Raw genomic sequence first — 24337 nt, forward strand, 5'->3', positions numbered from 1 at the left:
AGTAATTGGAGCGCTCCGCGCTCTCCGGAGTGGTCAACGCGCTCCGCGCTCGGGCTGCTAAAGCGCTCCACGCTCCTGCAGAAACGCCAGCACCTGCGGCCGGCGCGGCGCGCCATTGCGACCGCCGAAGGTCAGGCATTTCAGCGCCGAGGTGGCTGAAGCGAAACGGATCGCCTCGCGCTCGCCCGCGCCTTCCGCCAGCGCCAGGGCAAAGGCGCCGTGCCAGACGTCGCCGGCGCCAAGCGTATCGACGGCGTCAACCGGGAAAGCCGGCGCATGGGCGACGTCGCCATTCTCCAGAAAATACACGCCGTCGGCGCCCACGGTGACGGCAAACCAGGTATCGCTGCCGGTCCTCTGGTCCCGCAGCTTTTTCAGCCCCGCCACCGGATCGCTTTCACCGGTCAGGCCCCGCAAGCCCTGGGCGCTGAACGCCGCGTGAGTGGCGTGCGACAGGATAGTGGGATGCTCTGGGGCCTTGTCGCCATCCAGCACGGCCGGCTTGCCGGCGCGGCGCGCCGCCGCGAACATGCGGGCGGCGCCCTCCTCCCAGCGGGTGTCGCCGAGCACCGCGTCGACGCGCGGCGGCAACTCCTCCGGCAGCCAGGATGGATCGGACGGCAGGCTGCCATCGCGGTAACTGATCAGCAGCCGCTCGCCCTCACGGTCCACCAGAATGGTCGAGACCGGCGATTTGACGCCCGGGAAACCGCGCACGAAAGAGCAGCGTACGTCTTCAACGTGCAGCGCATTGAGGATTTCCACGGCCACGGCGTCATCGCCGAGGCGACCGGCGAAGATCGCCTCGCCGCCAAGCCGCGCGATGGCCACCGCCGCATTGGCCGCAATGCCGCCGCTGGTGATGACCAGGTCGCGGGCGCGGTGCTTTTCCGCCACCCGGGGCATTTCATCCAGGGCGTAGATGTAATCAAGCGTGGCGATGCCAACGCAAAGGACCGTCGCCATGTCCATCCTGTCCACCAGGGCGCACCGCTGCCCGTGGAGCCCTTTCCGGCTCGACAGGCAGACCAGACCGCCCACCAGGGCGCTCCCGGAAAAAGTGGAGCCCACTTCTCATGAAGAGAAAGCGCAATTCATAAAGACAGGCCCCTTCCCGTGAACCAGATTTCACCAGGAAGCGCCAATCTGTTCGACCGGACCGGGCCCATTCAGACGGGATCGCGAAGACGATTCAGCCTGAACCGCGCCGGTCCTGTGGATCGTGAGCCCGCGCTTACCAGGATCCGGTATTCGGCATCGATGCCCATGGCTCCTGCTGCGGCTTTGCCGGGCCGTCCTGCAGAAGCTCAATGGAGATGCCATCGGGGGAGCGGATGAAGGCCATGTGACCGTCGCGGGGCGGACGGTTGATGGTGACGCCAGCCTTCATCAGGCGCTCGCAGGTTTCGTAGATATCGGGAACTGAATAGCAGAGATGCCCGAAATTGCGGCCGCCGGAATAGCTTTCCGGATCCCAGTTATAGGTGAGCTCCAGTTCGGGCGCGTGCGTCGCCCGCGCGGTTTCAGCGTCCTGCGCGGCGGCAAGGAAAATAAGGGTAAAGCGGCCGGCCGGCACGTCGGTGCGGCGCGTTTCGACCAAACCCAGCTTGTTGCAATAGAAATCCAGCGATTCATCCACGTTGGTCACGCGGACCATGGTGTGCCGAAAGCGCATCAACCTTCTCCCAACAGCATCTTCAATGCGGCGAAAACCGCCGGCAAAGCGCGAATGCAAGGTTGCAGAAAATGACCATCTGGCGCGGCGGAGCAAATCGCGCCGCTGGATGCGCCGATGGGATCAACCTGATATTCGCACCCACCCTCATGCCACCGTGCGGGCGCATGTTGGCGGGCGCATGTCGTATTCACAAATTTCGTCAGAAAATCAATAAATGACCGGCCGCCCGCCGCGCCTGGCGCTCACGCCGCCACGCGACAACAAGGGGCAGAATGCCGGAATCCGGCCACTGGCGACGGGTATTTGCGTGACCCGACCAGACTTCCTGGCCCCGCTGGCGCGGCAGGCGCGGACATTTTTCAGGGGATGACAACGCCAGAAATTACGGCGGCGTTACTCAGGAAGCGCGGACGGATACCGCGACTGCAAGGTCGTCACGCCAACACAAACGACCTCTCACTGGAGAGGGTAAAGAAAAAGATTGCCACAATAGGAAATTACGTCTAATGTCGGAACTGCAGCAGAGATGCTGCATGCCCTCCTTGGGCGTTTCCTCCCTAGACTTGGCTGCGCCTCGGCGCGGCCTTTTTTCTTGGGACAGACCCTATCCCCACAATCGTCACATGCGCAACAAAAAATTTCAGCGCCGCCGGATTTTTAATAACATATTTCCGGTTTTTTGATTTCCCTTTACCCGTCAATAGATTGACGATTTTACGACATCGTCAGGGCCTGTGCATAACCTGCAAAGCCGTGCTCTGCCGGCCTTTTTGGACCATCGTTGCCCGCGCCGAGCCGAAACTGATCCCGCGATGCCGCCAGCATTGCAGTCCAGCTCCCCCCGGGTCCATAGTTGCCGGCGCGCTTTCCGCGCGCCCGCTGTCTCGCCGCACACGGCCAGGCAATGGAACAAATCCGAAACGGCTGGATCAAGATGCGCACAGACACCCCTCCGATCGTCCGCCTCTCCGACTATCGCCCCTCCGACTATCTGATTGACGCCGTTTCACTCGACATCTCGCTGCACCCCGACAACACCGTGGTGGTGGCGGAACTCGACATGCGCCCCAACCCGGCCGGCATCGCCAGCGCCCCCTTGCGGCTCGACGGCGATGAGCTGGAACTGCGGGAATTCACCGTTGACGGCGTGACGCCAGCCGCCGGAGCTTGGGAAAGCTCGCCCCAGGGCCTGACCCTGCACACCCCGCCGCAGCGGCCGTTCCAGCTGCGCATCGTCACGCGCATCAGCCCGGCCGCCAACACCAAATTGATGGGCCTTTACCGCTCCAGCGGCGTCTATTGCACCCAGTGCGAGGCCGAGGGCTTCCGCCGCATCACCTATTTCCTCGACCGGCCGGACGTGCTGTCTGTCTACACCACGCGCATCGAGGCAGACCGGGAAGAGGCGCCGCTGCTGCTGGGCAATGGCAATTTGCGGGAAACCGGCGCGCTGGCTGGAACCAGCAGGCATTACGCCATCTGGCATGATCCCTTCCCCAAGCCCGCCTATCTGTTCGCGCTGGTGGCCGGGCGGCTGGACACGGTCAGCGAACCGTTCACGACCATGTCCGGGCGGCGGGTTGAGATCGCGGTGCATGTGGAGCCTGGCAAGGCTGACCGCGCCGGCTACGCCCTCGACGCCCTCGCCCGCTCGATGCGCTGGGACGAGGAGACGTTCGGCCGCGAATATGATCTCGACGTGTTCAATGTCGTCGCCGTGTCAGATTTCAACATGGGCGCGATGGAGAACAAGGGCCTGAATATCTTCAACGACAAATATGTTCTGGCCAGCCCTGAAACCGCAACTGACGCGGATTACGCCAATATCGAATCGATCATTGCCCACGAATATTTTCACAACTGGACGGGCAACCGCATTACCTGTCGCGACTGGTTCCAGTTGTGCCTGAAGGAAGGACTCACGGTCTTCCGCGACCATGAGTTCTCAGCCGACCAGCGCTCGCGGCCGGTGCGGCGCATCGCCGACGTGCGCATCCTGCGCGCCGCCCAGTTCGTGGAAGACGCCGGCCCCCTCGCCCACCCGGTGCGGCCGACGCAATATAGCGAAATCAACAACTTCTATACAGCCACGGTCTACGAGAAAGGTTCAGAACTGGTCCGGATGCTCAGCATTCTGCTCGGACCGGATGCGTTCCGCGCCGGCCTGGATCTTTATTTCACCCGTCACGACGGCCATGCGGCGACAATTGAGGATTTCCTCGCCTGCTTCGCTGAAGCGAGCGGCAGGGACCTGGAGCATTTCGCCCAATGGTATGCCCAGGCCGGCACGCCGCTGGTGACGGCGCGCGGCGCCTGGGACGAGGCGTCGAAAACCTGGACGCTGCACCTGAAACAGACGACGCCGCCAACCCCCGGGCAGCCGGCGAAGCGCCCCCAGGTCATACCCGTCCAGATGGGGCTGATTGGCGCCAGCGGCCGCGAGCTGCCGCTTCAGGCCGACAATACCGTCTCGCTAGAGGGCGACGTGCTGGTGTTCGATCAGGAGGAAATGACCGTCACGTTCCAGAATGTTCTGGAACGCCCGACGCCATCGCTATTCCGGGGTTTCTCGGCGCCGGTGCGATGCGATCTCGACCTCAGCGACGCCGATGAACTGCTGCTGTTCCGCGCCGATTCCGACGCCTTCAATCGCTGGCAGGCGGTGCAGAACCTGATGCTGAAGCATCTGGTGAAGGATGTGGCGGCAATTCGCGCCGGGCGCGGCCCGGCTGGCGCGCCAGCTTTCGTCAGCGCGCTTGGCGACTTCCTCACCAGCGAGGGCAAGCGTGATCCGGCCTTTGTCGCACAGGCGCTGAGCGTGCCGACGGAGGGAGACATCGCCCGCGAGATCGGCTCCGACATCGACCCGGACGCCATTCATGCGGCGCGGCAGACGCTGCGCCAGGCGATGGCGAGCGCGCTGCTGCCAGCGCTGCGGGCCATCCGGGACGAGGCGGAGCCGGAGGGGCAATTCGACCCTGGCGCCCAGGCGGCCGGCCAGCGGGCGCTGCGCAATCTCGCCCTCGACCTCATCGCGGCGGCCGCGCCGGACGAAGGGGCGGAGCGGGCCGCCGCGCAGTTCAATGACGCCAGCAACATGACGGACAGGATGGCGGCGCTGGCCACCCTGTCGCTGCTGCCTGGCCCGCGGCGCGAGGAAGCGCTGGCGGCCTGGGAGCGCGCATTTGGCGACGATCCGCTGGTCATGGACAAATGGTTCGGCGTGCAGGCGATGATCCCGGAGGCCGGGACGCTCGACCGCGTGCGCCAGTTGATGGCGCACCCGGGCTTCACGCTTTCCAACCCCAACCGGGCGCGGGCGCTGCTCAGCGCCTTCTCCCTGTCAAACCCGACCCAGTTCGCGCGGGCCGACGGCGCCGGCTTCAGCCTGATCGCCGACGTCATCCTCGAACTGGACCGGATCAACCCCCAGGTCGCATCCCGCATGCTCACCGCATTCCGCGCGTGGCGAACGCTGGAGCCGGGCCGCCGCGCCCACGCCCTCGCCGCCCTGCAACGCATCGCCAGCCGGACCGGACTTTCGGTGGATGCGCAGGACATTCTCAACAGAATGCTGGCCGCTGGCTGAAAGGCAGCAAAACCACAATATCCAGGGGAAGCGACCACCGCTTCCCCAACCACCAGGACACCCCAGAAATCCCCGTTTGCCCCCCTGCTAACGAAACAGAAACCACTCTGGACAAAGCAACAAAATACGATTCAGATGGTGATGATTCGGGAAGATGCGGCACATCAACCTGATGGTTTTTGGCAGGATTCCGAAGGGGGATTGAGATGGCGCGCGTCCATGCGACGCCCGCTCGCGCACCTGCGCGCGCGGCCACCGTTCTGGGAGTGGCGAAATCCATCACGCACCCTGCCCTGGGCAGACTGGTCGCAGCCGACCCCTGGCTGAAGCTCGCCGTCCCCTGCCTTCTTGGCGTTTTCGTCCTCACCCTCGCGTTCAGCGCCGTGCTCCAGGCCGTCAGCTCCCGCTCGGAGGCGGTTGATGAGGCCGCGATCACCATAGACCTGCTCGCCGCATCCGTGACGCACGCGGCGGCAACGCCGGGCGCGACGAACTCAACCAGCCCGGCCACGGTCGGGCGGGCGCTGCTGGAAGCCCATGCCCCGTCGCAGGCCCTGGCTGCAGGCCGTACGGTCATCATCAGCGACGCCGCCGGCAGCATCGTCGCCGCAGCGCCGGCAGGCGCGCCGACCCAGGGCCGGCTGGCGGCATATCTGGGACCGGCCCAGCCTCTCACCACTTTCGCTGACCGCGCCGGCGTGATGGAAATCTCGCTGGCCAATAACCAGCGGGTTCTCGCCACTGTCAGGAACCTGCCCGCTCCGCTCGGGCAACTCGCCGTCATCCAGCCACTCGATGACGCGCTGGCCCCGTGGCGCACCCTGACGCGCAACTATGGCACGCTGCTGCTGACCGCCTCGCTGGTGCTGGTCGCCATCGCCGCCGCCTATTTCATGCAATCCGCCCGGGCCCGCGACGCCGACGACATCACCGAACGCGTGACAGAACGCATCGACACGGCCCTCAACCGCGGCCGTTGCGGCCTGTGGGACTGGGATATCGCGCGTGGCCGCATTTACTGGTCCGACAGCATGTACGCCCTGCTGGGCCTGACCCGCCAGAATGAGTTCCTGTCATTTGGCGAAGTCAACGCCATGGTGCATCCAGATGACGGCGACCTCTACGGCCTGGCCGACATGCTGGCCGGCGCCCGCGCCGACACGGTTGACTATGAGTTCCGCATCCGCAACGCGGCCGGGGAATGGATCTGGCTGCGTCACCGCAGCGAACTGGTGGAGCGCGGCGACGATCAGGACGGCCCGCATCTGATCGGCATCTCGGTCGACATCACCGAGCAGCGCCGCATGGCGGCCCTGAAGAAAACCTCCGACAATCGCCTGAGCGACGCGATCGAGAGCATCTCCGAAGCCTTCGTGCTGTGGGGACAGGACCAACGGCTGGTTACCTGCAATTCGAAGTTCCGCAGCCTGCACCGCCTGCCGCCGGAGTTGCAGGTTACCGGCATGACGCAGGAAGAGCTGATGCAGCAGGGCATTCTGCCGATCGTGCAGACCCGCCCCATCAACGGCGCCGTCGCCAGCCGCGACGCGCAGACCTACGAGGCCGAGCTGGCCGACGGCCGCTGGCTGCAGGTCAACGAACGCCGCACCAAGGACGGCGGTCTGGTGTCCATCGGCACCGACATCACCGGGCTGAAGCGCCACGAAGAACAGCTGGTGGACTCCGAGCGCCGCCTGCTCGTGCTGGTGTCTGACCTGCGTCGCTCCCGCCAGGCGCTGGAAATGCGCGGACAGCAGCTGGCCGATCTGGCTGAAGGCTATCGCGAGGAAAAGGGCAAGGCCGAAGCCGCCAACCGGGCCAAGTCCGAATTCCTCGCCAACATGAGCCACGAACTGCGCACGCCGCTCAACGCCATCATCGGCTTCTCGGAGATGATGGAAGGGGAGATGTTCGGCCCGCTCGGCAACGCCCGCTACGCCGATTATTCGCGGGACATCCGGGGCAGCGGCCAGAAGCTGCTGGCGATGGTCGAGGACATTCTGGAAATGTCGCGGATCGACACGGGCAGCCGGAAGATCGACCCCCAGCACATCGATGGCCGCGCAATTATCAACGCCGCCATCTCGACTGTCAGCGAGGCAGCCAGCGGCAAGGGGTTGCGCCTCGATGTCGACGCGCCGGAAAAACTGGGCATGCTGGCCGATCCGCGCGCCCTCCAGCAGATCCTCGTGCATCTGCTGCGCAATTCGGTGAAGTTCACGCCGGAAGGCGGTGAGATCACCGTGCGCGCCCGCATCAGCGACGACCTGGTCGACATTCACGTCATCGACACCGGCGTCGGCATCGCCGCGGAAGCGATCGACGCGCTGGGCCGCCCGTTCGAACAGGTGGAAGGCGAGTTCAACAAAGCCAACAAGGGCGCAGGGCTTGGCCTCGCCATCGCCCGCTCCCTGGCGGAAATGCATGGCGGCGGCCTGCGCATCCAGTCAAAGCTGGGACACGGCGCCGTCTTTACCGTGCGCCTGCCGCTGCGGGCCCCGGCGCCAGGCGCTGACCACGTCGCCGCCTGACCAGCCTCAGAAGGGCTTCGCCAGAGCCGCCTTTGATCCATCCGGATCGAAAACTGCTCCAGTTCTCGCGGTTTTGAGTGCACTTTGATCGATCAGCCGATTCCGGCTGACCGGAAAGCGCCTTAACCGCCGAGAACGCGCCGGAAGGCGGCGCGCACATCGCCGCGCAGCGTCGCAAGATGCGCCTCCAGCATCTTCACGTCCGGCAGCCCCACCGCATTGGCAATCCGCTTCAGCACCGCCGGCGCCACGTTCTTCGCGTTGAAGTCGCCGTCGACGGTGAGACGCTCCCACTGCAACACGTCTTCCATCACCGCATAACCAGCGCACAGCGGCTCGCCATCCGCGGCCGGGAGCGCGTCCCTGTCCATGGCCGCGTGGATGATCTGCCCCGCGTCGGCGCGCTCCAGCCCGGCGGACAGGCCCGGCCAGCCCAGCGCCAGATACTGGGCGACAAACTCCACGTCCATCAACCCGCCAGAGGCCAGTTTCAGATCCCAGGGATTGCGATCTCCCTTTTCCCGCGCCACCAGCGCGCGCATGTCGCGCACGCTCCTGGCCAGGGCCGGCCGGTCGCGCGGACGGTCGATCACCTCGCGGACGGCGTCGGCGACGCGCTGGGCCAGGCCCGCATCGCCCGCGACAACGCGGGCGCGCGTCAACGCCATATGCTCCCAGGTTTCCGCCTCGGTGGTCTGATAGCGCGTGAAGCCGGAGAACTGGGTGGCGACCGCGCCCTTGCGGCCATCGGGCCGCAGACGCATGTCCACGTCATAGAGCCGGCCGCGCCGCGTCGGCACCGTCAGGGCGCTGACCAGGCGTTGGGTCAGGCGGTTGTAGTAGACTGATGCATGCAGGGGGCGCGCGCCATCACTCTCCGGCCTGTCCGGATCGAAATCATAGATAACGACCAGATCAAGGTCGGACGAGGCGGTGAGCTGGCGTGAGCCGAGACGGCCATAGGCCATCACAACGATTTCACCTCCCGGCGCAACGCCGTGCTCCTCCCGGAACGCCGACAGCACGGCCTCCAGCGAGGCCGCGATCACCGCGTCAGCAATCGCCGCGAAGCCCTGCCCCGCCCGCTCAGGCGCATAGATGCCAGTGAGCATGCGGGCGCCAACCACGAACTGGGTCAGCCGGGCGGCGTCCCGGGCGCGGTCAAGAAATTCCTCAAAACTGGCCGGCTTGCCAATATGGCCACGAATGCGCCCGGCGAGGCTGTCGAGATTCTGGGCGTCCTCCGCGAAGGCTGGATCGATGATGGCGTCCAGCACATGCGGACGCTCCGAGACGATATCGGCCAGACGCGGCGCCGTGCCCAGCAGATCGGCGAACAGGTTCAGCAGCCGTTCATTCGAGCGCAACATCGACAGCAGTTCGACAGCAGCGGGCATGCGGCCGAAGGCGCGGTCAAGCGCGGCCAGTGCGCCATCCGGATCAGCCGTGCGGCCAAGGGCGCCGAGCAGCCCCGGCGTCAGTTCCGTCACCACCTCCCTGGCCCGGGCGCTGGTGATGGCCGGACGGCGGCCAAAATGCCAGCCGCGAATGGTTTCCGTCACCACGGGTGGGTCGCGAAAGCCAATGCGGCGCAGGGTTTCGAGCGTATCCGGGTCGTCGCTGGAGCCGGTAAACACAAGGCTGCCAGCCTCGGTGGCCAAGGCCGGGCCTTCTTCGAACAGCAGGCCGTAATGATGCTGGACAGTGCGCGCGACCTTTTCCAGCGCCGCCCCCAGAGCCTTCGTCGAGGCGAAGCCCGCGAAACGGGCGAAATCCTGCAGCCGCTCCGCATCATCGGGCAGGCGCTGGGTCTGCTCGTCGCCGACCATCTGCAGGCGGTGCTCCAGCGTGCGCAGAAACCTGTAGGCGTCGCTCAACCCGTCGCGAGCCTCTGGCGAGATCCAGCCGTCCTCCGCAAGCGCGGCCAGCATGTCGAGGGTACGGGCGCCGCGCAGGTTCTCGCGCCGGCCGCCAAACACCAGTTGCTGGGTCTGAACGAAAAACTCGATTTCGCGAATACCGCCGCGCCCCAGCTTGATGTCATGGCCGGCCAGGGCGATCTGGTCGTGTCCCTTGACCACATGAATCTGCCGCTTCATGGCGTGAATGTCGGCGATGGTGGCGAAATCAAAATATTTGCGCCAGATGAACGGTCGCAGGTCCTTCAGAAACGCCGCGCCAAGCTGCACGTCGCCGGCGATGGGCCGCGCCTTGATATAGGCCGCGCGCTCCCAGTTCTGACCAACCGTTTCATAATAGGAAAAGGCGGCTGGCAGCGAGATGGCGGGCGCGGTGGAGCCGGGATCAGGACGCAGACGCAGATCGACGCGGAAGACATAGCCGTCGCCCGTGCGCTCCTGCAGGATTTTGGCCAGCGATTGGGTGAAGCGGACAAATATCTGGGAAGCGGCAAGCCCATCCCTGAGCGGCGCTTCCAGATCATAAAACACAACGATATCGATATCGCTGGAATAGTTGAGCTCGCCAGCGCCGTGCTTGCCAAGGGCAAGGATGGTCAGTCCGCAACCCTGTTCGGGGTCTTCGGCATCCGGAACCAGCAGGCGTCCCTGCCGGGACAGTTCGGCCAGCAGGAAGCGGGCGGCCGCGCCAACACAGGCGTCGGCGAACGCCGTCAGGGCGCGGGTCACCTGCTCGACGCCCCAAGCGCCGCCAAGATCAGCCAACGCCACCAGCAGCGCATTGTCGGCCCGCAGCCGCCGCAACGTCTTCATGAGCGCGGCCTGATCGCCAGCCTGGCGCCAGGCGCCGGCGGCCTCCGCCACGAGGGCCGCATGAAACGCCTCGGGCGGCGCCATCAAGAAGGCGTCGATCCGGCTGGCGCGCGCCCGCAACAGGCGCGCGAGGAAGGGAGAATGGGCAAAAACCGCAAGCAATACGTCACGGACCAGCGGCGTTTCGCTCAGCGTCACCGCGAGCCCACCGCCCTTTTCACGGTTCTCCGCGATCAATTCGTCAACGCTTGCCCTGGCGGCCCGCATCGTCGCCGCATCACCGCCCCTGGGAGCGCCAGCAAACCGCGTGGCCAGAGACGACAGCTCCTGCGGCGCGATCTCCGGCTGCTCTCCCGATATTCTGCTCATGCGGATGCGCCCTTCCCAGGCAATTCAAGTATGGCGCGCAGCCCCGGGTGATTGTCTTCAATCCGCAACCGTCCGCCGTGCAGGCGGGCCACCGCCGATACAAGGCTTAACCCAAGTCCGAAGCCGGGGCGACTGCGGGAGCCTTCCAGACGCACGAAACGCTCGACAGCGTGCTGGCGGCTGTCCTCCGGGATGCCCGGCCCATTGTCGGAAACGGCGATTTCCACGCCGGCTCCCACCCTGTTGGCAGAGATGTGCAACGCCGGCGTCGGACCGCCCTCCGTCCCCTCGGGGGGGATGGCGTATTTGAAGGCGTTGTCGACCAGATTGGCGATCGCCTGCCCCAACAACTCGCGACTGCCGTACATGGGCAGATGGTCTGGCATGTCGACGGTAACAGTCATGCCGGCATCTTCCGCCAGCGGCTCATAAAGCTCAACGACGCTTCGGGCCACCTCGGCGGCGTCAAACTCCGCCATGCTGTCCTGCGGCTCTCCGCCGGCCTCAAGGCGCGCGATCATCAGCAAAGCGTTGAACACCTTGATGAGATTGTCTGACTCGTCGATGACCGCGCCCAGGGCGGCGGCGTATTCGTCCGGCGTGCGGCTGCTGCGCAGCGCCTCCTCCGCGTGATTGCGCAAACGGGTCAGCGGCGTTTTGAGATCGTGGGCGATATTGTCCGAGACCTCTTTCAGGCCGTTCATCAGTTCGCCGATGCGTTCGAGCATGGCGTTAAGATGCATGGCGAGACGGTCCAGTTCGTCGCCGGTTCCCGTCACCGGCAGGCGTCCAGCCAGGTCCCCGCCCATGATTGTCTGCGCCGTGTCAGAAATATCCTCGACCCGCTTGAGCACGCGCCGGGTGATAAACCAGCCGCCAATGCAGCCGAGGATGGTAATGAAGGTGAGTGAAATGCCTGCGGCGCGCCACATCACTGCGCGCAGGCGCTCCTGCTCTTCCAGATCGCGGCCGACCAGCAGACGGAAGCCGCCGGGCAGCACGTAGACCTGCACCAGGGCACGGCCATTGATCTGCCTGTCCTCGTGGCGATCGTCGCGGCGATATTCGATGATGCGCGTCGCCTGCTCATCGAGTACGCCAGCCGGCAGTTCGCCGACGTTGCCGGCGAGGCGCTCGCCGGCGAATGTTGTGAGGAGATAGAGGGAAGCGCCTGGCAACCGCGTGCGGCGCTCAACCACATGCACCAGCCGGCGGACGCCGCCAAGGCGGTATTGCTCGGCCAGACCACTGGTTTCAGCGGCGATGGTGGTGCGGGTCTGCTCCAGCAGGAGTTCGCGGGCGCTCTGGGTGACATAGGCCAGCACGCAACCCGCCATCACCACGAAAACGACGAGATAGGCCAGCGTCAATTTGAACGCGGTGGTGCGGACGAGCTTACCGAGCGCTGTCACGGATCATGTACCCCGCGCCGCGAATGGTGTGAATGAGCTGGGCGGCGTGCCCCTTGTCAACCTTGGCGCGCAGCCGCGACACGTGCACGTCGATCACATTCGTCTGGGGGTCGAAGTGATAGTCCCAGACATTTTCCAGCAGCATGGTGCGGGTCACCACCTGTCCGGCGTGCTTCATGAGGTATTCGAGCAACCGGAACTCCCGCGGCTGCAGCACGATCTCCTTGCCGCCGCGCGTCGCGCTGTGCGCCAGCCGGTCCAGCTCCAGATCGCCCACCCGATAAGCGGTCTGCTCAGCCGCCGGGGCATGCCGGCGGCGCGCCAGCACCTCCACCCGGGCCAGCAGTTCCGAGAAAGCATAGGGCTTGGGAAGGTAATCGTCGCCGCCGGCGCGCAGACCCTTTACACGGTCATCTACCTGGCCCAGCGCCGACAGAATGACCACCGGCGTCTCAACCTTCTGTTCCCGCAACGAGCGGATCAGGGAGAGGCCATCAAGCTTCGGCAGCATGCGGTCGACAACCAGCACGTCATAGCCTTCCTCACGCGCCAGGGCGTAGCCCTCAAGCCCGTCAGGCGCGTGATCGGCCACATGACCGCTTTCCTGAAACGCCTTGACCATATAGGCGGCGGCTTCAGGATCATCTTCGACAACCAGAATCTTCATGTCGGTCATGATAGCGCGCCCTCAGGAAAAACAGGAGGCCCACGCACCGGTGCGCCCACTCGCAAAAATGGACGCGATCCGGTGCTGCGCAACCGGATCGCGTCCATGACATCTGGCGTTGCTTCGGGCGTTCCGGCCCCAGGGAGTGAGTGAGCCAGGACCGGAACGCGCCACAAGATCAGCCGGTCGGCAGGGTCAGGGCCAGGAAACGGCCGCCCTGGGGAGAAGCGAGCTGCAGCAACACAGCCTTGCGTCCTTCCTTGCGGCTCTTTTCGATGGCGCTGGCCACGTCCTGGGGCGTGGAGACCTTCTGGCCGCCGGCCTCGGCGATCACGTCGCCAGGGCGCAACCCCTTCTCTTCCGCCTGGGAGCCAGGCTCGACGCCAACGATGGCGACGCCCTTGCCTTCCATGCCCCTCACCTCTTCAGCCGGCGCCAGGGCAAGACCCAGCTTGCCAAGATCGGCCGCGGAAGCCGGCCCCGCAGCAGCGGTCTTTTCACCCGGCATGGAGCCAAGCTTTACCTTGACGGTTTCCGTCTTGCCGTTGCGGTAGACGGAGAGCTCGGCCGTCGCGCCGGGGTCAAGCATGGCTACCGCGCGGCTCAGATCGCGGGCGTCCTTCACCGGCTTGCCGTTCAGGGCCGTGATGGCGTCGCCGCTCTTCAGGCCAGCCTTGCCGCCGGGGCTACCTTCTTCCACCCTGGCAATCAGGGCGCCCTGAGCCTTGTCGAGACCAATGCCCTCGGCAATATCCAGGGTCACAGGCTGGATCTGCACGCCAAGGAAGCCGCGCTTCACCGAGCCATGGCCCTGAATTTCAGCGATGACCTTGCCGGCGGTCTCCGACGGTACGGCGAATGCAATGCCGACGCTGCCACCAGACGGAGAGGCGATGGCAGTGTTCACGCCGACAACCTCACCGGCGAGGTTAAAGGTCGGGCCGCCCGAGTTGCCGCGGTTCACCGGCGCGTCGATCTGCAGGAAGTCATCATATGGGCCGGCGCCAATGTCGCGGCCTCGCGCCGAGACAATGCCCGCCGTGACGGTGCCGCCGAGGCCGAAGGGATTGCCGACCGCGATCACCCAATCGCCGATGCGCGGCGTTTCCTTGGCGAACGGAACGGCCGGGAACGGACCCTTGTCCTCAGTCTTGAGCAAGGCCAGGTCGGTCTTGGGGTCGACGCCCACCACCTTCGCCGCCAGCGTGCGGCCATCGTCGGTGGTCACTTCGACCTTGGTTCCCTTTTCCACAACGTGATTGTTGGTGACGATATAGCCGTCGCTGGTCACGAAGAAGCCAGAACCCTGGGCCTCACCGAAACGCTTCGGAGCCGGGCCGCGACGCATCTCGCCGCCAGGGGCGCCGTTTGGCGCATTGTCGCCGAAGCGACGGAAGAAGCGCTCCATCGGGCTGCCAGGAGGAAAACCGGATTCGTCGCCAGAGAAGCTGCTCTCAGCCGGAGCCGCCTCGGCAACCTTGACGCGCACCGACACGACAGCCGGCTTCACCTTGGCGACGACGTCGGCAAAGGAGGGCTGGACGGCGGCGGGATTGGCGGCGGTCGTCGCAGCCACGGCCTGACTGTACGGCGGCAACAGGGTTCCCTGAGCCAGGCCGGCGACGGTCACGGCCCCAAGGGCAACAGCGCCCAGCAGCAGAGAGGCGCGGCGATTGCGGCCACCCGTGCGACGCAGGCGGTTGCTGGCGTCAGAAGTATTCGTCAGGTCGTTGTGATTGTCGATCATGGTTTCATTCACTCCATGGCGCATTCGCCTTGTTCTGGAGTGGACCATGACGCCCCGAGGCTTACGGCAACCTCACGGCAACATGACATTTTGGTAAGGGAGGCTCAGGTTGCTTCCCAAAAAAATCAGGACTGACGCTCCCGATCGTCCAGCAGTTTCTCCAATTCCGCCTGCTCAGCGTCGCTCAGGGCCGGCGTCTCGGCGCCGGCGCGCCGACGCCCCCACAGCACCAGCGCCCCGCCGCACAGCAGCACGATGACCGGGCCCAGCCACAATAAAAGTGTCCGCACATTGAATGGCGGCTTCAGCAGAACGAAATCGCCGTAGCGTTCAACAATATAGGCCCGGACATCCGCATCGCTGTCGCCGGCGACGAGCCGCTGTCTGACGACGCGCCGCAGATCCTGGGCCACCTGCGCATCCGAATCGTCAATGGACTGGTTTTGGCAGACGAGGCAACGCAGCCCGAGGGAAATGTCGCGGGCCCGCTGCTCCAGCTTGCGGTCGGGCAGCACCTCGCCGGGCTGGAGCGCATGGCTGGCGGACGCGCCCGCCAACAGAACGCCGAGGCCCATGGCGACGGCCGCGCCCAGGTTCGCGCCGCGCCGGTTCATTGCGCCGCCACCGTCGCCATGGCCGGCTTTTTGATCGTAGCCGGGTCCTTGCGTCGTCCACGCGTTGGCGCGCCGACACGCAGACGCCTGTCGCTGAATGAGAGCACCCCGCCAATGGCGGCGATCACCGCGCCGATCCAGATCAGCAGGACCCACGGTTTCCAGTACAGACGCACGCCAAGGCCATGCTCGCCCGCATCGCCCAGCGCCACATAGACCTGACCAAAGCCGATGGTGGAAATGCCGGCCTCGGTCGTTGAGGTGTTGCGGGCGGGGAAGAAGCGCTTGGAAGCGTCGACGGTCCGGATGACAACGCCGCCCCGCAATACCTGGAAACGGGCGACGTCCTCGCGATAATTGGCGACCTGCCTTGAGAAGCTGTCGGTCAGCACGACTTCATAAGGGCCAACGACTGATGGCTGCCCAGGGCGCACGGTGGCGAGCGTCTCGATGCTCCAGGCCTGCGCTGCGAGGCCGATCACACAGACCCCAACGCCGGCATGGGCCACCGCTGAGCCCCAGGCCGAACGCGGCAGGCCAATGGCCCGGCGCAGAATGACCGGCAGCGGCGCGCCGCGCTTCCAGCTGCGGCTGAGGATTTCATTGATGCCGCCAGCAAAGACAAAAAGGCCGAGCCAGAGGGCTATCACCGCCAGAACCGGGCCGCCGCGCTGGATAAAAACAATGGCAAGGCAAACGACGATGGATATGGCCATCACGAACAACAGCCGGGACACGGCGTCCGCCAGATCGCCGCGCTTCCAGGCCAGCGCCTGGCCAAAGGGAATCAGCAGCAGAAGCACCATCGCCAGCGGCGTGAAGGTGGCGTCATAGAAGGGCGGGCCGACAGAAATCTTGTCGCCGGTCAGCCCTTCCAGCGCCAGCGGATACAATGTGCCGATAAATACGGTGGCGCAGGCGGTGGCGAGCAGCAGATTATTGACGACCAGCGCGCCTTCCCGAGAAATCGGCGCAAAAAGGCCGCCGGTTTTCAGCAGCGGCGCCCGCCAGGCGAACAGCGCGAAGCCGCCGCCGATGAAGAAGACCAGGATGGCGAGAATAAACAGGCCGCGGCCTGGATCGGTGGCGAAGGTATGCACTGAGGTCAGCACGCCGGAGCGCACCAGGAAGGCGCCCAGCAGCGATAGCGAGAACGTCATGATCGCCAGCAGGATGGTCCAGACCTTCAGGGCGTCTCGCTTTTCCATCACCAGGATGGAGTGCAGCAAAGCCGTGCCGGAAAGCCACGGCATGAATGAAGCGTTCTCCACCGGATCCCAGAACCAGAAGCCGCCCCAGCCCAGCTCGTAATAGGCCCAGTATGACCCCATGGCGATGCCGAGCGTCAGGAACACCCAGGCGATGAGACACCAGGGGCGCACTGCGCGCGCCCAGATGGCGTCAATGCGCCCGCCGATCAACGCCGCGGCGGCGAAGGCGAATACCAGCGAAAACCCCACATAGCCGACGTAAAGGAGCGGCGGATGGATGGCGAGGCCGATGTCCTGAAGGATCGGGTTGAGATCCTGCCCTTCCGCCGGCGGCGCAGACACGCGGGCAAAGGGATTGGATACGCTGACGAGGAAGGTGAGGAAAGCGACGCTGATGAGGCCCTGAACCGCCAGGGCGTCAGCCCGCAGCACGCCCGGCGCCATATTGCGCGCGACCGCCAGCAGCGCGCCAAACAGCGCCACCACCAGCACCCACAGCAACATGGAGCCTTCATGGTTGCCCCACAGACCAGTGATCCGGAACAGCAGCGGCTTCAGCGAGTGGGAGTTCTCGACCACGTTGCGAACGGTGAAATCGGACGTCACATAAGCCCAGGTCAGGGCGCCGAAGGCGATAGCGACGCAGATGAACGCTCCGACGGCGGCAACCGGACCGATCCCCATCAGCGATGCGTCGCGCGCCCGCGCGCCCCAGAACGGCAGGACTGTCTGGATGACGGAAAGCGCCAGCGCCAGAACCAGCGCGTAATGTCCGATCTCGACGATCATCGGCGCGCGGCTCCCGCAGTTTCTTCGCCCTGCCAGACACCCTGCTTCTTCAGGGCGTCCGCCACTTCCCGCGGCATGTAACGTTCATCGTGCTTGGCCAACACCTTGTCGGCCACGAATGTACGGTCAGCCTGCAGAACGCCTTCAGCAACCACGCCCTGCCCTTCACGGAACAGATCGGGCAGCAGGCCGACATAGGACACGCGAACGACCGAGGTTGAGTCGGTAATGGCGAAGTGGACCTGCTGGCTGGCGAGACGCTCCACCGAACCTTCCTTCACCAGTCCGCCGATGCGCAAACGGGAGCCCGGCCGGATGTCCTTCTGCGCCAGTTCCGTCGGCCCGTAAAAGAACACGATCGTATCGCGCATGGCGAACAGCACGAGGCCAAGCGCCACGCTCAACACGGCGACGGCGGAACCAATCAGCAGCAGCCTGCGCTTCTTTCGCGTCATCGATCGTCCTCAGGGCGTCTTTGGAGTAACGCCCAGCTCGCGGGCAAAAGCTTCAAATCTGGCGGCCTCTTCCGGGCGCGCGCCGAGGGCGCGCAGGCCGTCGGTCAGGGCTACCCCCGCTTCAGCCTTGCGCCCGAGCACAACGTAAGAGCGCAGCAACGTGCGCCAGCCCTCAGGATTGTCAGGGTTGGCCTTCAATCGCTCCGCAAGCCCCTGCACCATGCCAGCGATCGCCGCGCCCTGGGCCTCGGCGGGGGCAGAGGCAATATCCTTCGCCATCGCCTGACGCTCCAGGCCGGCTATGCGCGTTTCCACCGCGCCGCGCCAGGGCGCATCGGGCGGCGCGCTCTTCAGCAGCGTCTCGAAAGCCGCGCGCGCGCCGTTCACATCGCCATCCTGAGCCTGGGCGACGGCAAGATAGAACTTCGGCATGGGCGCGGCCGGATCATCCTTCGCGGCGCGCTCGAACAATTCGCGGGCGAACGATTCCACCACGCCGCTGGAAGAAGCCACCAGCGCCTCGCCGTAGCTGGCCAGACGCGCCGGCGTTTCCCCGCGCAGCCGCAGGACATTGGCCCAGGCCTTCACGGCCTCCTCTGGCCGGCCGAGGCGCAAATAAACCGGCGCCAGCACTTCCCAACCGGCGCCGTCATCCGGCTTTGCCGCGAGATGGCGCTCCATGCGTGCGATCAGATCACCCGCGTCAGCCTGGGATACCGGCCTGGCGCGGCGCTCCGCGATGGGCTGGGACATCATGTCAGGCGAGCCGATGGCTCCATAGATTGCCAGCGTTATCAACGGGATCGTCGAAAGCGCGATCGCAGAAGCGGCGCGACGGCGACGCAGCGCATATTCGCTTTCGCCATCGGCAAGTCCCGCCCGGGCAGAACGGGTTTCCCGTAACAGACGGCGGGCGGCCTCAGCCCGCGCGGCGTCGGCTTCCGTGCCGCTGATATACCCGCTGCCAGCGTCCCGACCGATTTCGGCAAGGCGTTGCTCATAGAACGCCCGCTCGTCCACTTGCCCCGCTGGCGCAGGGGCGCGACGCGACAGGGGCCAGAGAACAGCCCCGATCGCCAGGCCGGTCATGAGCGCGAAGATGAACCAGATCGCCATTCAGGCCGTATAACCTGGCCGGCTGCTCCGCGAGATGGCGCAAGATGGCGCAGCGCGGCGACATAAGGTCACGCGAATTCAGCGCGCGCCGCAACCGCATGACACGCGGAGACATCAGGCCGCCGACAGCGGCAGGGCCACAACCCCGGGAAGCGACAGCTCCGCCCGCAATCCGCCAAGCGGCGACTTCTGCAATTGCAGGGTTCCGCCATACATCTCGGCAAGGTCGGCGACGATCGACAGGCCAAGCCCCGAGCCCGGCTTGGCTTCATCCAGCCGTTTGCCGCGCGCCATGGCGTCTGCCCAGGCCTCCGCCGCGAGGCCGGAACCATCGTCATCGACGGCGATCCGGATCGTTGGCGCGCCATCATGATCGCTGATGGCGCCGGCGGTGATGGCCACCCGCGAACGCCCCCATTTGAAGGCGTTGTCGGTCAGATTTCCGATCATGTCCTGCAGGTCCTGCGCCTCTCCCCGGAAGCGCAACCCCTCCTCGACCGTCACGTCCACGGCGATGTCGCGACCAGCGTGGATACGGAGCAGCGTTCGCGTCAAGCCGTTCACGACTGGCGCCACGTCGGCGAAGGCGCCGAGCGCGCCGGCGAGCGCGGCGGCGCGGGCGCGGTCGAGATAATAATTGATCTGGTTGCGCATCACCGCAGCCTGATCCCGCACCCGCGCCGGAAAGTCCGATCCATCCGTCGCGCTGGCGATGCGCTCGGCGTCGTTGACGATCACGCTCAGCGGTGTCTTCAGGGCATGGGCCAGATTGCCAACCTGGGTGCGGGCGCGGTCCAGAATCTTGCGATTGGCGTCGATCAGCAAATTGAGTTCGGCCGCCAGCGGCGCGACATCTCGCGGGTAGGAGCCGCCGATGTGATCAGAATCGCCGTGACGCACTTTCTCGATGGCGCTGCGCAAGCGGGCAAGCGGCGCGAGACCGAATCTGACCTGAAGAAGCGTCGACAGCGCCAGCGCCAGTCCGAGCAGCACGAATGTGAGCGTGACGTAGACGGTGAACTCCCGCCTCTCCGCCTCGATCTCGTCCGCAGGGCCGGCGACGGTGATGTCGAAACGCCCCTCCTCGCCAAAATCGATGACGCGTGAAATCACCCGCAAGCGCCGCGCGTCAGGGCCAACTACATAGCCCGCGCGGACGCCATCGTTACGCGCCGCCTCAGCGCGGGCGGCGCGGGGGGGCAGCGGCGGCAATTGTGAACCGAACAGGGAGCGTGAGGCGCGGAGATCGCCGGGACCGCCTCCGACGCGGGCGATCTGCCAATACCAGCCCGACAGGGGCAGATCGAAACGCGGCTCGCCAACGCCCACGCGCTCCTTGCCATCAGCGCTTGCGGGTGCGGCCATTTCCGACACAAGACCGGTGAGATAGACCTGCAACCGCTCGTCGAATGCACGCTCGGTCGCCCGGTTGTAGATGGCGGTGAGGATAAGGCCAGCGACGATGAGAATCAGCGCGCACCAGCAAATGGCCGAAATCACCAGGCGCTCGGCCAACGAGGATTCGCGACCTGTCAGCCTGCCCAGTCGCGATGTTGGTCCCGATCCGGCTTTGCCTGCGCCCATCTCATGTCGCCGCTTTTCCGGCCAGCCGGCCGGACGCCTGGGTCTGTGCCTGGATACGATAGCCCAGCCCCCTGACGGTCTCGATGATTTCCACGCCGAGCTTGCGCCGCAGGCGTCCTATAAAGACTTCGATGGTATTCGAATCCCGGTCGAAGTCCTGATCATAGATATGCTCGACCAGCTCGGTGCGCGAGATGGTCTTGCCCGGATGATGCATCAGGTAGGACAGCAGCCGGAACTCGTGGGAAGTCAGACGAACCTCGGCGCCATCGACGGTGACGCGGGCTGCCCCCACGTCCAGCTTCACCGGCCCGCTGACAAGCACATTGCTCGCATGCCCGGCCGAGCGCCGCAGCAGGGCGCGCAGACGCGCCAGCAATTCCTCCATATGGAAGGGTTTGGAGACATAGTCGTCAGCGCCGGCATCGAAGGCCAGCACCTTGTCGTTCCATCGATCGCGCGCGGTCAACACCAGCACCGGCATGGCCACGCCGCCGCCGCGCCATTGCTGCAACACGGAAAGGCCATCGAGACCAGGAAGCCCCATATCGAGGATCACCGCGTCATAAGGCTCGGTTTCGCCAAGAAAAGCGGCCTCCCGCCCTTCCAGGGCGCGATCGACCGCATAACCCGCCGCCTCAAGGGCATGGCAGATCTGCCGGTTCAGCTCCGCGTCGTCCTCAACCACAAGCAATCGCAACCGTGCTCTCCGCGCTGCTCCGGCCCACGATGGGCCATTCAAGCCTGAACCTGCGAAAACGCCTGTCATTCTGACTGATGACAATTGCCGGCGAAAACATGGAGAGGGGGCCCATCCCGCCTGAAGCTCCCTGTTTCCCTGAATTGAATGAATGCTGATCGATCGGACAACGCTGTCTGACCGGAAAGCACTCTAGCGGGGCGCGTCCGGCCGGACCGGGCGCGCACTGACCACCTGATGAATGACGCGGCCATCGCGCCGCAGCAAGGTGAGCCGGTAGACATATTGCCCCTCGCGCCGACATAGCAGGGCGCGCAGAACCTTGGCGCCGGGGCCAACCGTCGCGCGGGCTTTTCTCAGCACAAGTTCTGGCGACAGCACGGCATTCTGGTTCACCAGTTCCCGCACCTCGCCCTGTCCGAGACACTGGTCATCACTTTTGGGGCGCGCCTGCGCCTGGGACGGCTCCGCCGTCAGGCTGGCCAGCGCCAGACACAGCCCGAGAGCTTTGATCGCCGACATCACATCCGGAAGCCCCAGACAGTTCAACACGCATTCCCCCAAGCCCGGCAACAGGGATTTCGCCAGTAATATTTACATGAGCCGCAGCCAGCGTCATGTGCGTAACGCGCGCAGCTCGCCTGCGCTATACCCTGGACTGCCGCTCCCCGAACTTTGATAAGGAAGAGCCGCCGCGCCGGACCAGCCGCAGCGCCGGATCAGCAGCAGCCATGTGATCGCCATCCGCTGGCCCGCACAGCGCGCGGTCGATTATCCGCCAGCGCCAGGCCATGTAGAACCGCCAGCAAACTCCAGCGACGAGAAGCAACAGGCCAAGGACAGTCATCGCCGACGCCATGGCCGCGACAGCGGGAAACTGCTGGGCCGCGAGGCCAATTTCCGTCGCCGCCTGACGCAGGCTGTCGCCCATGGCCTCTGCCGCCGCCACGGTGGCAAGGCCTGCTCCAGCAGCCGCTCCAGCAAACCCGGCGCCGGATGGCCGGACGATTTCGCCCGGATCAGCGCGTGCGCCGCTGTTCTGCGATCCAGCGCTATTTTTTGGCGCCGCGCGCGTTTTGCCCACCCCTGGCATGGCGCCGCCGGACATGGCGATGGCCATGCGCTCCACATCAGCCACGCGCCTTGTCCAGCCGGCGCCAAAACGCCGCCATGTCCGCAGCTGTTTCAGAAACGCCATGCGGCGCGCGCACAGGGCGGATATCACGCCGGCGACATCCTGACGGGCGCGAGCCGCCGCCAGCGTCACCTGTCCAACAACGCCGTCCACCCTCACGCCCAGATCGCGTTGCAGCCATTTCACCGCCTGCACCGGCCCGGAGTTCACCGCCGCGTCGAACACCGCATAGTCGAGGCCGGCTGGCAGTTCGTCAGCGCGGACGCGATGCCAGTATTGTTCCAGATAAATGGCGCGCACTTCGGCCATGCTGGCCAGAAACACATCCCGGGCCCGCTGATCGCGGCCGCGCCTCCAGGCGTCGTAAACCCGCTGGGTGACGCCCCGGCTGGTGCGCCCGCCGGGATCATGCGGATCGTCCGCATTGCCGCCTTCATGCGCAAGCACACGGGCAAGCGCTGCCTGCTGGTTGTTCGCAACCATGACGTCCTCCAGTTGTGCGGTGTTTCCGTGACAGACTCAGGCGCCCAGATGCGCCAGCCGGGCGACGCAGGCGGCGGCCAACCGGGCGTTGCCGGCGGCTGAAGGGTGAACCCCGTCGCCAGACATGTAGCCGGCGGCGTCAGCCGCGGCGAAATCGCCAAGGGCGTCGCGCTCATCGAAAAAACCACAGCCGCGCGCCCATGCGGCCGCTTTCACCACGGCGTCATAATAGCGGATGCCGGTCGTCGCGGCGTCGGCCGGGTCCAGCGGCCGCGCCAGCAACAGGCGCGTGCGGGCGCAGCCCTGGAGGCGATCGACGATGCGATGCAGGCTCTGGCTGAAGTCCGCCGCATTGCGCCGCGCCTCCACATCGGTCTGGGGCGAGGCCCCCCGGTCATTCATCCCGGCATTCAGAATGAAGACATCCGCCTGCAGCAAATCGGCCCACATGCGCATGCGCGCATCATCAAGGTTGGCCCAGTCCCGCGCCGCCGCTGAGGGCGTGCCGATATCGAGCACCTGCGCGCCATCACGGCCCGTACCCGCGCCGTGCATCTCCACCGCCCAGAAATACAGCGGCTGGTCGCAACAGACGATGCGCTCGATATTGATCCCCTTGCCGGCGTAAACGCCGCCAATATCAAGCAGCAGGGTCAACTTGTGAACGACGCCAAGGTCCGGGTAATCCGCCTGCCGAACCAGCACGGCATTGTCCAGAATCTCCGTCGGCCATTGCCTGAGCCGGAACGACTGGCCAGGCGCCGACCATTCGAAATACAGGTCGATCGCCTGAATGTTGGTGTCCGGGCCAGAGAGCAGCAGATAATCGCCTGTCGCCAGTTCATCCGTCGCGGCGTTGGCGCAGAACAGCCCCTTGCCAAACAGGCTGCGGCGGCGCTTCGGATCGCTCCACGGCAGCACGGCGATGTTGGTGAAGCCAGCGCTCACGGCATAGTCGCCGCCAGCCAGGCGCAGGGCGATGGTTTCATGATCGAGCGGCAGCAGGCCCGGCCCGGCGTCGCCCAGCGCTGCGGTCAGCAGGCTGCGCAGATTGTCGGTGAACCCGGGCTGGCCGCCGCTGCCGCCGAGACTGTCAAGCCCAACGACGACCCGCTGGCGGGCGCGGGCGCTGAACGGTCTGGCGAAGGGATCCGCGAATCCGGATGCGGCTGCGGTTTCCCGCCAGTGCGCGCCGTCCCAGGCCATGAAGCGGTTGGTCGCCTGCACGTAGGCGACCCAGCCGGGCGCCGGCGCATAAAAACGCCAGGCGCCCTCCTGCCAGACGGCAACCTTGCCGTCCGCGCCAGCCCAGGCCCCGCTGCCCCCTGCTCCAACGATATGGCGGTCGCCTTCTGCTGGCGCGACGGGCGGCGCCGTGCGGCCAGCGTCGCGCACGGCAAGCTGGACCAGGTCATCGAGAATGGCGAGGCCTTCATTGACGGTGACATGCTTCTGCGATTGCCCGGCAGCCACCAGCGGCAGGCCGAGGCGCAAGGTTTCGGTCATGGAGAACTCCGCATCGGTT

17 protein-coding genes are annotated in these 24337 nt (G+C 65.6%); 2 read left to right on the plus strand and 15 right to left on the minus strand.

Annotated features, from left to right (window positions below; translation table 11 throughout):
- Positions 1–57 precede the first annotated feature (57 nt).
- Positions 58–966 carry a PfkB family carbohydrate kinase gene (locus ACERNI_RS08685; protein ID WP_448832886.1) on the minus strand — a complete coding sequence of 303 codons (909 nt, stop codon included), beginning with the start codon at positions 964–966 and terminating at the stop codon, positions 58–60.
- 268 nt (positions 967–1234) lie between these two features.
- Entirely contained in the window at positions 1235–1675 is a 441-nt protein-coding gene (locus tag ACERNI_RS08690) for a VOC family protein (protein ID WP_448832887.1), read from the minus strand.
- A 937-nt stretch (positions 1676–2612) separates the two neighbouring features.
- Here ACERNI_RS08690 and pepN point away from each other — a divergent pair.
- Both pepN and ACERNI_RS08700 read left to right on the plus strand, forming a co-directional pair.
- Entirely contained in the window at positions 2613–5267 is a 2655-nt protein-coding gene (gene pepN / locus ACERNI_RS08695) for an aminopeptidase N (RefSeq protein WP_448832888.1), read from the plus strand.
- Positions 5268–5533: 266 nt separating this feature from the next.
- On the plus strand, positions 5534–7798 hold the full coding sequence (locus tag ACERNI_RS08700; protein ID WP_448832889.1) for a PAS domain-containing sensor histidine kinase: 2265 nt from the start codon (positions 5534–5536) through the stop codon (positions 7796–7798).
- Between the two features lie 122 nt (positions 7799–7920).
- On the opposite strand, the gene ACERNI_RS08705 is transcribed toward ACERNI_RS08700, so the two are convergent.
- The 13 genes from ACERNI_RS08705 to ACERNI_RS08765 form a co-directional block, all read right to left on the minus strand.
- Positions 7921–10899, minus strand: a complete 2979-nt coding sequence (locus tag ACERNI_RS08705) for a bifunctional [glutamine synthetase] adenylyltransferase/[glutamine synthetase]-adenylyl-L-tyrosine phosphorylase (RefSeq protein ID WP_448832890.1) — start codon at positions 10897–10899, stop codon at positions 7921–7923.
- Positions 10896–12311, minus strand: a complete 1416-nt coding sequence (locus tag ACERNI_RS08710) for an ATP-binding protein (protein ID WP_448832891.1) — start codon at positions 12309–12311, stop codon at positions 10896–10898. Before ACERNI_RS08710 ends, ACERNI_RS08705 begins: the two co-directional genes overlap by 4 nt.
- On the minus strand, positions 12295–12978 hold the full coding sequence (locus ACERNI_RS08715; RefSeq protein ID WP_448832965.1) for a response regulator transcription factor: 684 nt from the start codon (positions 12976–12978) through the stop codon (positions 12295–12297). The genes ACERNI_RS08710 and ACERNI_RS08715 overlap by 17 nt, the downstream gene beginning before the upstream one ends.
- A 178-nt stretch (positions 12979–13156) precedes the next feature.
- Positions 13157–14725, minus strand: a complete 1569-nt coding sequence (locus ACERNI_RS08720) for a Do family serine endopeptidase (RefSeq protein ID WP_448832892.1) — start codon at positions 14723–14725, stop codon at positions 13157–13159.
- Between the two features lie 125 nt (positions 14726–14850).
- Positions 14851–15300, minus strand: a complete 450-nt coding sequence (locus ACERNI_RS08725; protein ID WP_448832966.1) for a cytochrome c-type biogenesis protein — start codon at positions 15298–15300, stop codon at positions 14851–14853.
- Positions 15301–15335: 35 nt separating this feature from the next.
- Entirely contained in the window at positions 15336–17339 is a 2004-nt protein-coding gene (locus tag ACERNI_RS08730; RefSeq protein WP_448832893.1) for a heme lyase CcmF/NrfE family subunit, read from the minus strand.
- Complete coding sequence (gene ccmE, locus ACERNI_RS08735; protein WP_448832894.1) at positions 17336–17794, minus strand: cytochrome c maturation protein CcmE; 459 nt, start codon at positions 17792–17794, stop codon at positions 17336–17338. Before ccmE ends, ACERNI_RS08730 begins: the two co-directional genes overlap by 4 nt.
- A gap of 9 nt (positions 17795–17803) precedes the next feature.
- Positions 17804–18910 carry a c-type cytochrome biogenesis protein CcmI gene (gene ccmI, locus ACERNI_RS08740; RefSeq protein WP_448832895.1) on the minus strand — a complete coding sequence of 369 codons (1107 nt, stop codon included), beginning with the start codon at positions 18908–18910 and terminating at the stop codon, positions 17804–17806.
- Between the two features lie 114 nt (positions 18911–19024).
- The gene (locus ACERNI_RS08745) at positions 19025–20425 is read right to left on the minus strand and encodes a sensor histidine kinase (protein WP_448832896.1); all 1401 of its coding nucleotides are present in this window, start codon (positions 20423–20425) and stop codon (positions 19025–19027) included.
- 70 nt (positions 20426–20495) lie between these two features.
- Positions 20496–21194, minus strand: a complete 699-nt coding sequence (locus tag ACERNI_RS08750) for a response regulator transcription factor (RefSeq protein WP_448832897.1) — start codon at positions 21192–21194, stop codon at positions 20496–20498.
- Between the two features lie 192 nt (positions 21195–21386).
- A complete protein-coding gene (locus ACERNI_RS08755) occupies positions 21387–21716 on the minus strand; it encodes a PepSY domain-containing protein (RefSeq protein WP_448832898.1) in 330 nt (109 codons plus the stop codon).
- Positions 21717–21840: 124 nt separating this feature from the next.
- A complete protein-coding gene (locus ACERNI_RS08760; protein WP_448832899.1) occupies positions 21841–22812 on the minus strand; it encodes a glycoside hydrolase family 108 protein in 972 nt (323 codons plus the stop codon).
- Between the two features lie 36 nt (positions 22813–22848).
- On the minus strand, positions 22849–24318 hold the full coding sequence (locus tag ACERNI_RS08765; protein ID WP_448832900.1) for a DUF2793 domain-containing protein: 1470 nt from the start codon (positions 24316–24318) through the stop codon (positions 22849–22851).
- Positions 24319–24337 lie beyond the last annotated feature (19 nt).

This window comes from Camelimonas sp. ID_303_24, from assembly GCF_053543495.1.

Bases quoted from the DNA above. Each gene is read 5' to 3' on its own strand.
- ACERNI_RS08685 (WP_448832886.1), bottom strand. From the start codon at position 966: ATGGCGACGGTCCTTTGCGTTGGCATCGCCACGCTTGATTACATCTAC.
- ACERNI_RS08690 (WP_448832887.1), bottom strand. From the start codon at position 1,675: ATGCGCTTTCGGCACACCATGGTCCGCGTGACCAACGTGGATGAATCG.
- pepN (WP_448832888.1), top strand. From the start codon at position 2,613: ATGCGCACAGACACCCCTCCGATCGTCCGCCTCTCCGACTATCGCCCC.
- ACERNI_RS08705 (WP_448832890.1), bottom strand. From the start codon at position 10,899: ATGAGCAGAATATCGGGAGAGCAGCCGGAGATCGCGCCGCAGGAGCTG.
- ACERNI_RS08715 (WP_448832965.1), bottom strand. From the start codon at position 12,978: ATGAAGATTCTGGTTGTCGAAGATGATCCTGAAGCCGCCGCCTATATG.
- ACERNI_RS08720 (WP_448832892.1), bottom strand. From the start codon at position 14,725: ATGATCGACAATCACAACGACCTGACGAATACTTCTGACGCCAGCAAC.
- ACERNI_RS08725 (WP_448832966.1), bottom strand. From the start codon at position 15,300: ATGGGCCTCGGCGTTCTGTTGGCGGGCGCGTCCGCCAGCCATGCGCTC.
- ACERNI_RS08730 (WP_448832893.1), bottom strand. From the start codon at position 17,339: ATGATCGTCGAGATCGGACATTACGCGCTGGTTCTGGCGCTGGCGCTT.
- ccmE (WP_448832894.1), bottom strand. From the start codon at position 17,794: ATGACGCGAAAGAAGCGCAGGCTGCTGCTGATTGGTTCCGCCGTCGCC.
- ccmI (WP_448832895.1), bottom strand. From the start codon at position 18,910: ATGGCGATCTGGTTCATCTTCGCGCTCATGACCGGCCTGGCGATCGGG.
- ACERNI_RS08755 (WP_448832898.1), bottom strand. From the start codon at position 21,716: ATGTCGGCGATCAAAGCTCTCGGGCTGTGTCTGGCGCTGGCCAGCCTG.
- ACERNI_RS08760 (WP_448832899.1), bottom strand. From the start codon at position 22,812: ATGGTTGCGAACAACCAGCAGGCAGCGCTTGCCCGTGTGCTTGCGCAT.
- ACERNI_RS08765 (WP_448832900.1), bottom strand. From the start codon at position 24,318: ATGACCGAAACCTTGCGCCTCGGCCTGCCGCTGGTGGCTGCCGGGCAA.